This is a genomic window from Acinetobacter sp. ANC 3781 (genome assembly GCF_004331285.1).
In the GTDB taxonomy this organism is placed as follows: domain Bacteria; phylum Pseudomonadota; class Gammaproteobacteria; order Pseudomonadales; family Moraxellaceae; genus Acinetobacter.
In genome coordinates this window covers 1-7,737 of the sequence record NZ_SJOH01000036.1, presented here as the reverse complement: position 1 = coordinate 7,737, position 7,737 = coordinate 1, and the positions used below count along the sequence as shown (strand labels likewise).

Below are 7,737 nucleotides of genomic sequence, written 5' to 3'. Positions count from 1 at the left end.
AGCTCATAGAGCGAATTAAAGAAAACTTTCGAGACTCAGGCACACTATTAGACAGTAGTGTGCCTACTCAAAAATCAGCTGCGGTGCGGTGCAGTTCGGTCACTCGCTCCTTGCGTCGCAAGTCCGAGCCACTCCGCTCCTCGCAGACTAATTTCGTATAATACGGATTGATGTTAAATGCACTTCTCTGCCCTCTGCGATCCTAGCAACATTGACAAATAAAAAGCCCACTGGAGAGATTTATCAATGGGCTTTTTATTTGTAGCAATGTGAAGTGCAAATAACATAATCACGATCATATTATACGAAATCAGTCTTTATAAAAAATCATAAGAATAAAGGAGAATAGACAAAAGCAAAGTGCAGCTAACCAAATAAAAAAATAATCTTCACTCATTGATCTCTCCAGTGATATATTTTGCCAGTCAAAAAAAGTTAGCTTAACGAAGAATCAATAACTTAAAGAAAAATAAGTTTGACCAGGCTAACTTCCCAGGTGATACATAATGCCTATTATACGAAATCTCAGCCTATTCATGATCATCAAAATGTTGCTGATATTCAGCATTAGGAATGAGATGATTACAAAGGGAACAATATGTATATTCAGTGTTGATCTTAATCAAAACTTTCTGATTGTCTATAACGCCTCTGTCAAAATAAGTTTCATAAATATCTTCTAATTCTTCTAAAGTAAATTCCATTGTTATCTCCAGCAGTTCGAACCCTTCGGGATTCTCTGTATCTAAGTTTTATGATTATAAGGGAGCTTGTAATCAGAGGGAAAAGGTTTAAGAATTTTGAATATCCGAATCACTCGTAGACACTCGCTCTGCATCTAAGCGTTTAAGCATAGAACGATGAAAACCGATATAAAATTTACGTCTTTTAAGCTTCTTTTCAAAAAGTATATCTTCACATCTTTGCTTAGTAGCATATAGACCAGTAACAGATCTATAGAGATAACCTTCCTCAGTTTTAATTCTATGAGGAAAATTAATGTGTCTAATTATTTTTCTATAAATAGATTGAATCATTAAAACAATCATAAGAGAAAAAATTACAGCTATTACAGAAATATTTATAAACATAGATGTAATAGCAGATAGATCAGCAGGTGTTAAATGATTCATATTAAGCCCTCTTGTTTAGCTTGTTGATGTCGAGCAATATCTTCAGAAGATTGTCTAGTTTGACGTTCAGATTGATAACGTTGTTCATCACGTTGTGAATATTCTTGTTGGGTTTTATCTTGAGCAAAGTAATTAAATGGACGGTCTGCATCTTCAATTAAACGATTACAATCGCTACTGGAGACATTTTGAATACGGGTTCCTTGTTGAGTGTAAGCGGTATATTTACCATTCATTTTTGTACAGCCTGAAAAAACAGGTTTAGCAGTTACTTGATAGGTTACAGATTCTTGAATTTCATCAAGATCATAAGGATTAGATGGATTATAAGAAACGATAGTTTCACCACCTACAGAACCCTTATTATTTGTAAGATCATCAAAATATTTAACACATTCAGGCTTTTCAACATTGGCACCCTTGCGGCATTCAATAGAAATTTGATCTTGAGCTAAAGAGGGAGCAAATTGTTTACCTAAACTTTCAGGATCGTTTTTAGCAGCAGAGAGATTTTTTGAAGCATTGGTAAAGGTTTCTCCAGTGAGGTTCCCTGTAGTACGTTCATCAAAAAATAACTTATAAGAAATGAAAGAAATTAGGCAAACAAGCAAAGTCAAAATTGCGATAACTTTTTTTGGAATATTACGTTTTTTTGTATGTATAGCATCATCTTCAACAGATGAAAAATTTGCTTGTACATCTTTACTAAAAGTATAGATAAAAGAGCGTTCAGCTTTATTTTTTGCTGCATCAGAATCGGGAGAAGTAGTATTACCATTACGCCATAAAAAGACAGTAGCAGCATTTAAACCCATAGGATTATGAAAATGATAATGCTCATTTACTAGCCCTCTAATATGTTGATGTAAAAATTTAGGGGCTTGAGTAATAAAATAAATATCATGTCCAGTATGACGAGATTCATTAAGTGCAACTATACGAGGATCGTCATGCAAAACTTTACGTGACGGTTGATAAATTTCTATTTTATGGCATTCATCAATAGCAATAATTGAGTTTTTAGGCGTAGTTCGCCAGTCATCAGGCAAAGGCTCATGTGTAACTTTTAAGCCATCAATATTTGAAAAGATTTGACGGACTTTATCAAGTTCACCATTTTGAATATGAGTTTGATTTTGTTTATCAGCTTTCATGAGCTGATCAGTAACGTAAGTTGTTTTACCTGTGCCAATAGCACCAGTGAATAAATAAATCATAATAAATATCCTATAGTTTTCTGAGTGCTAATTGGGAAGTCTGAATAACCATTCGGGCAACAGTTGCAGAGATGAGAAGACTAATAGCTTTAGTTAGTCCAGCCAGAGCTAATAAACCCCAGATACCATTCTCAAAAGAATTTGTGCTTTGTTGAGCTAGTTCTATATATTTTTCAAAAATGCCATTTAAAAATAGGTAAGATCCAAAGCCTAAACCTGCACCTAAAAGAACTCTCTTTAATACAGATCCAAGAAGGTATTGAGCGACAAGTATTAAAAGTCTAGCCATTTTTAACCCCTCCGATAATGAAGGCACAGCCGATGTAAGCTGCAAAAATAATGTAATTGCTTATCTTGAAAAGAAATTCACAAAGAAATGAATAATCATATTCATAGTAAAAATGTTCTACATGAAAAATTAAATCAATGTCAGCATCAATAACGACAGGTCTAGGGCATTGAGCAGTCCAAGGGAAATATTCAGTGTAATAATGTCCATAATCAGAGTCTTGAATATTTAAAGGATCATTAGTTGCTGAATCTGGATCTTTCTTAAACCAGTCAATAAAATCACAAACAGTTGAAAATGTAGTACAGAATGAAGATTGAGAACCATCACCGCCAGTATTACCACCAGTATTTCCACCGCCAGTATTACCACCACCAGTATTACCGTCATCAGGTAGAACAATATCTGTAACTGTAGGCTCAGAAGGCATTAACCTATTAGTTAAATATAAATAGCCCTGATTATTTATTTTTTCATAATTATTAAAAGCTTTATAAGCATCAATTAAATTAAAACAACTGCAAGAAAGAATAAAATCAAATAGTTGACTCTCAGTGATAAATATTCTTTTAGGTAAGACTTCTTTATCATGTACTGAAAAACGAGATACTGTTAATTGCTCATAATATGTAGTTCCATTCTCTTGAAACATATAACGAGCTGTTACAATATTATCAGAATGATTAATAGCTTCAGATTGCCAACCATTCCATGTATAGGAACGAGGAGGATCACGTTGAGTTGCACTAAGATCAGCGCGAGCCTTCATAGCATCTAAAGGGCATTGGAATTTAGGGATACCATAAGCAGTAAAATCAACAAGTTCATGATCTGCATTAAAATAGGAACATTCACGATCTGGATAAACATCTTTATAGATAATGCGTTTCTCATTATCAATGATCCAATTCGCTTGAAGTAGTTTGGAATGTAAATCTGAGACTGACGAAATTGTAAAACCATCATTTACTCTAAATAATCTATTTTTAACAATGGATAATACATAAGCTTTATGATTAGAAATATTATTATCAAGCGTAATTGATCTTGAATATAACGAATCGTTATATTGAGTAGTTGCATCTATATGTAATATTAATTGACCAGAACTATTAAAAGTCCAATCCCTTAAATTTGAAGAAGCGAAAGAATTTGAGGATATTAAAATCAGGAAAAAAGTATAAAACAAATAAGGAAAACGAGAATTAAAAAGATCCACATCAAATACCCCCAAGAATAAAAATAAAGCGCCATTTAAGACGCTTTATTGAATTATTCAATGATCAACCTTTAACAACACGTCGAATCATTGAGAACGCAGAAATGCCGACCAATACAGTGATATAAGCAGTACCAATAACAGCAATCGTGGCAATCAAGCCAATGATCAATGTTTTAAGTTCTTCAACTGTTGCGGCAGGGATTAATTCAGTGGGAGTTCCTTCTGCGTGGGCAGCATGTGAAAGCAACATACCTGCAGTTAGAAAGGAAGCCGCAGCAGCTTTTGGGTTCATTGTTTTGAAGCCTTGACGAATATGTCCAGCAATTAGTTTTGAATCTTTTACTGGTAAACGTTCAACGCGCCCGATTAAATCTTGTTTTTGTTGATCCATGATAGATCCCCTATTTAATGAAAGTTTTTATGAAGTAGCCGAGCAGTTTGTAACAAAAGGCAGTAACACATGCGTACATGATTAAAATACCTAGTTGTTGGGCTTGCTCGGCTGTTAGCCCAGATAAAAAAGAAAGAGGATCTTTCTGGATTACCCACATAACACACGTCTGTACACCGTCGATTAGTTCTAATGATTCACAGACATATGCCATTTCTTAAATTCCACATTGATAAAAATGGACACAGTAAAAAGCATGATTTTCGAATTGTTTTCCGCATTTCTTGCACTTATAAAAATACTGTGTCATGATTATTTTTACCTAAGTTATTGATTTGTTTACATAATCTATATTATACGAAATAGTGTATTTTAAGGCTTTGATTCCATTATGTTTTTCTTAGGCAAAGGCTTAACACTGAAAATTTGCATCTGTGCACCAAACTTGGTTTGTGATTCAACAAACTGAATTTCTACTTCTTGTGCATTGTCAGCACATTCAGCTAAGACAGCCTGGATCTGTTCGACTGGCATGACTCCAGCTGCTGGAGTTAAGTTGTATCGTTGCGGTGAGAAAACCGTAGTAGATAAATAAACTTTCTCGACACCGTCTTTTTCAGAACGATAAACAGATGGCAAAATGGTGCGTGTATTAAATTGAACTTGCATGGTAAAAGCCTCCTCAGGCAACTAAATGTAAACTCGGTTTCGAGCTGTATTGTGAAACTGGAATTTGATAGTCAGATGGCATCTGGTCGCACATCTTGAGTTCTAATAAACGTACAAATGGAATGATTTTGCCGTTAGGATTTTTAGCAAGGTTCTGTAAATGACCCTTTGAAATTTCACACTCTAAAAGTGAATTTAGAGATTTATGAAACTGTGCTTTGCTATAAATTTTTTGAGTTGCTTGTAAACCCATTTGACGAACCAATGAATAAAACTTCATAGCATTCATAGCTTTGGTATAGCTTGGCTTACCTGTTTTGGTATAAGTAACTAACTTAGATTTAAGTAAATCTAAGATTTCTCCATCGGATGAAAAATTCATATATTTACCCTTCATTGTGTCGAGAATGGGATCAAAAGCTACGTGCCAGAGGCGTAGCAATAATTCTGGCTGTTCATTTTGCAGTTTAATTAACTGAAATAAATTTGACGGATAACCGTTTTTAGTAAGATAGGTTTTACAAATACGCCCTTCCAAACGAAGAACAGCATTAGCAAAAGGCAAAACATCATGCATAGCCATAACAAGCGTTTTAGAACGCATACAGCCCTTGTCTGCTTGTTTCTGAACCTTGTTTAACTGGCTTTTTACTTCTTCAAATTTGCCATAGGCTTTAGGTCGAACACTGGCAGCATCATTGCCCCAAGTGATGTAATTTTCATATTTGATTTGACGCGCTTTACGATGTCCAGATGCAAGATTTGCCATGTAGTCAAGAACAGGTTGAACCATGTTCTGATGAGGCAATCTAAAAAGATAGGTTGTATCTAGGCAAAGAACTTCGGTTTTCTCTTGATCAAGAATTGAAGCCAATTTAGGAAATGCTTCAAAAAACATTCCGAGCATGTGCAATGCACCGAGTTCTATAGACTCAAAGCCATAAACATTGTGACCCTGTAAAAGCTTAAGTGGAGATGCTTTTAACTCAACATAAGGGACAGTGTTCATCGTATTGGTATAGAACTTGACAGCCATGTCTGTAAAATCGCTCGCGAGGGTTTCATAAGGGTGATACAAGTCCCCTGTTATGGTTTGACCGTCATCTGTTTTACTAACATGGCGAGTTGCTGCAGGAACTCCAAAGTCGCGAATATCCCCATTGAAAGTATGGTGATTATCAAAACTGCGTACATACGCAAGATTGATTGGAATCGCTAAACGGAGGAAATCGAGCATAAAAGTTACTTTTTAACTTTGTTTAAAACATTAAACAAAATTTAAACATAACTTGTCAACCTTTTTACATTGTTACAATATAAAAAATTAACTTGGTAACTTAGTTATGAGCAAAGTATATAAATTAAGATCAGATGAAGTTGAAGATGTGAAAGAAGCATTAATGAAATTTGTTGTTGAGAAAAAAGCATTAATGAAGGAAACAGATGTGATACATGCATTGATCAAATATCATTTAAAAAATTTAAAAGCAGATGAAGTAATAAAGTACAGACAGGAAATTCTAGGAAAAGATGATTAAATAATAAACAAATTATTAGATAGATGCGAACCATTCTTAATAACTCTGAAAGCTCCGTTGTATATAGCTCATAGAGCGAATTAAAGAAAACTTTCGAGACTCAGGCACACTATTAGACAGTAGTGTGCCTACTCAAAAATCAGCTGCGGTGCGGTGCAGTTCGGTCACTCGCTCCTTGCGTCGCAAGTCCGAGCCACTCCGCTCCTCGCAGACTAATTTCGTATAATACGGATTGATGTTAAATGCACTTCTCTGCCCTCTGCGATCCTAGCAACATTGACAAATAAAAAGCCCACTGGAGAGATTTATCAATGGGCTTTTTATTTGTAGCAATGTGAAGTGCAAATAACATAATCACGATCATATTATACGAAATCGGTTTGTAAGCCCAAAATAGAAATGTCCGGTTTCTCCAAAGTAAAAATGTCCACTTTTAGAATATGCACTTTTGCAATTTCATTAGGGGACGGTTTGATATGTTGGTGTCTATGTCGGATAAAGAACTTAAACGATTGCCAGTCTTGCAGGAAATCTGCGATCAACGCATAACTCCATGGAATATTTGCTAAGCCTATTTATGTCAGTATTCATGGCTTCCGTTTCTATGACCGCAATGTCGGAGAGCGCTTTAATGGCGGTCGACTTTACAGCCCCTATACTCTCACCAAAAAAACAATCTTATATTGCTTATAAATCATACAGATAATCATTATTATCAAGGTTTAATCAGTTTGATATAAAATCTATTCGGCAGTTTTTCACTTAAAGTAGCCAGAATTTAACCACGTATTTAAATCATTGCTTTGGGCATAAAAACTGGCTGCTTAGAATAAAGGATTAGAGCATTACACTTATTTTATCCAATTCATTACACTTTCCATTGTATAAATCACATGAAGCGTGGCACTAGCTCCGCTCTTTTTCAGATTCGAGATATATTGTTTTTATTTCGTCAGTATAGGAGATATAACAACTGCCTAACTGGCGGTTGTTCTTATATTGCATTATTTAGTAAATAATAGATCTCTTTCATAAATCAAAAAACGATCTATCTCTTGCGGATTATTTGTACCGAAGAATTTTAAATATTCATGCATAATTTGCGTATGAAATACGTCGATTCAAAAAAGCTTTCTGAAACACAGTTTAAGCGATATACAGGCATCTCTTGTTCAACCTTTGATTTAATGGTTGAACAACTGAAAATGAATGTCCCTGCTAAAGGTAGACCAACCAAATTGAGCATAGAAGATCAAATTCTTCTGTGCTTAAGTTATT

9 protein-coding genes and 1 pseudogene are annotated in these 7,737 nt (G+C 34.8%); 2 read left to right on the top strand and 8 right to left on the bottom strand.

Annotated elements, in window-relative coordinates; translation table 11 throughout:
* Window positions 1–530: 530 nt before the first annotated feature.
* The 8 genes from E0H89_RS16530 to E0H89_RS16230 form a co-directional block, all read right to left on the bottom strand.
* Entirely contained in the window at window positions 531–704 is a 174-nt protein-coding gene (locus tag E0H89_RS16530; RefSeq protein ID WP_165494073.1) for a hypothetical protein, read from the bottom strand.
* Window positions 705–791: 87 nt separating this feature from the next.
* Window positions 792–1,133: a hypothetical protein gene (locus E0H89_RS16265; protein WP_131218559.1), complete on the bottom strand. Its 342-nt coding sequence runs from the start codon at window positions 1,131–1,133 to the stop codon at window positions 792–794.
* Window positions 1,130–2,350, bottom strand: a complete 1,221-nt coding sequence (locus E0H89_RS16260) for a zonular occludens toxin domain-containing protein (protein ID WP_131218557.1) — start codon at window positions 2,348–2,350, stop codon at window positions 1,130–1,132. The genes E0H89_RS16265 and E0H89_RS16260 overlap by 4 nt, the downstream gene beginning before the upstream one ends.
* Before the next feature lie 10 nt (window positions 2,351–2,360).
* Entirely contained in the window at window positions 2,361–2,639 is a 279-nt protein-coding gene (locus E0H89_RS16255; RefSeq protein WP_131218556.1) for a DUF2523 family protein, read from the bottom strand.
* On the bottom strand, window positions 2,632–3,858 hold the full coding sequence (locus E0H89_RS16250; protein WP_131218554.1) for a virulence factor TspB C-terminal domain-related protein: 1,227 nt from the start codon (window positions 3,856–3,858) through the stop codon (window positions 2,632–2,634). Before E0H89_RS16250 ends, E0H89_RS16255 begins: the two co-directional genes overlap by 8 nt.
* 64 nt (window positions 3,859–3,922) lie before the next feature.
* The gene (locus E0H89_RS16245) at window positions 3,923–4,252 is read right to left on the bottom strand and encodes a major capsid protein (RefSeq protein WP_131218552.1); all 330 of its coding nucleotides are present in this window, start codon (window positions 4,250–4,252) and stop codon (window positions 3,923–3,925) included.
* A gap of 372 nt (window positions 4,253–4,624) precedes the next feature.
* A complete protein-coding gene (locus E0H89_RS16235) occupies window positions 4,625–4,921 on the bottom strand; it encodes a hypothetical protein (RefSeq protein WP_131218549.1) in 297 nt (98 codons plus the stop codon).
* A gap of 13 nt (window positions 4,922–4,934) precedes the next feature.
* Complete coding sequence (locus E0H89_RS16230) at window positions 4,935–6,158, bottom strand: phage/plasmid replication protein, II/X family (RefSeq protein ID WP_131218548.1); 1,224 nt, start codon at window positions 6,156–6,158, stop codon at window positions 4,935–4,937.
* A 106-nt stretch (window positions 6,159–6,264) separates the two neighbouring features.
* On the opposite strand from E0H89_RS16230, the gene E0H89_RS16225 reads away from it, so the two are divergent.
* Together E0H89_RS16225 and E0H89_RS16575 are read left to right on the top strand one after the other, a co-directional pair.
* A complete protein-coding gene (locus E0H89_RS16225; RefSeq protein ID WP_131218546.1) occupies window positions 6,265–6,459 on the top strand; it encodes a hypothetical protein in 195 nt (64 codons plus the stop codon).
* Window positions 6,460–7,550: 1,091 nt separating this feature from the next.
* Window positions 7,551–7,737 (top strand): annotated as a pseudogene (locus E0H89_RS16575) (hypothetical protein); the annotation flags it as partial.

Bases quoted from the DNA above. Each gene is read 5' to 3' on its own strand.
- E0H89_RS16530 (WP_165494073.1), bottom strand. From the start codon at position 704: ATGGAATTTACTTTAGAAGAATTAGAAGATATTTATGAAACTTATTTT.
- E0H89_RS16265 (WP_131218559.1), bottom strand. From the start codon at position 1,133: ATGAATCATTTAACACCTGCTGATCTATCTGCTATTACATCTATGTTT.
- E0H89_RS16260 (WP_131218557.1), bottom strand. From the start codon at position 2,350: ATGATTTATTTATTCACTGGTGCTATTGGCACAGGTAAAACAACTTAC.
- E0H89_RS16255 (WP_131218556.1), bottom strand. From the start codon at position 2,639: ATGGCTAGACTTTTAATACTTGTCGCTCAATACCTTCTTGGATCTGTA.
- E0H89_RS16245 (WP_131218552.1), bottom strand. From the start codon at position 4,252: ATGGATCAACAAAAACAAGATTTAATCGGGCGCGTTGAACGTTTACCA.
- E0H89_RS16235 (WP_131218549.1), bottom strand. From the start codon at position 4,921: ATGCAAGTTCAATTTAATACACGCACCATTTTGCCATCTGTTTATCGT.
- E0H89_RS16230 (WP_131218548.1), bottom strand. From the start codon at position 6,158: ATGCTCGATTTCCTCCGTTTAGCGATTCCAATCAATCTTGCGTATGTA.
- E0H89_RS16225 (WP_131218546.1), top strand. From the start codon at position 6,265: ATGAGCAAAGTATATAAATTAAGATCAGATGAAGTTGAAGATGTGAAA.